At 53.8% G+C, this 392-nt stretch carries 1 pseudogene; it reads left to right on the forward strand.

Features of this window, described 5'->3' with window-relative positions:
• Positions 1-392: pseudogene (locus RG807_RS17695) on the forward strand (electron transfer flavoprotein subunit beta/FixA family protein); the annotation flags it as partial.

A 392-nucleotide genomic window follows, 5' to 3' on the forward strand; every position in this document is an offset into this window, starting at 1 on the left:
GTCAAGCCGGATAACACTGGTGTTGATCTCGCCAACGTCAAAATGGCAATGAACCCATTCTGCGAAATCGCTGTTGAAGAAGCGGTTCGTCTGAAGGAAAAGGGCATTGCAAACGAAATTGTCGTGGTTTCCATTGGCCCTAAGGCCTGTCAGGAGCAGATTCGTACTGCTTTGGCGCTGGGCGCTGACCGTGGCATCCACATTGAAGCCGATGAGGACGTCCAGTCCCTCGACGCCGCCAAATTGCTGAAGGCCGTGGTTGAGAAAGAAGAGCCAAAACTGGTTATTCTCGGCAAGCAGTCCATCGATTCTGATAACAACCAGACCGGCCAGATGCTGGCTGCGCTGACTGGCATGGGCCAGGGCACCTTCGCGTCTGAAGTGGTTGTTGA

The sequence above is a fragment of the Marinobacter sediminicola genome, assembly GCF_031157525.1.
GTDB lineage: Bacteria > Pseudomonadota > Gammaproteobacteria > Pseudomonadales > Oleiphilaceae > Marinobacter > Marinobacter sediminicola.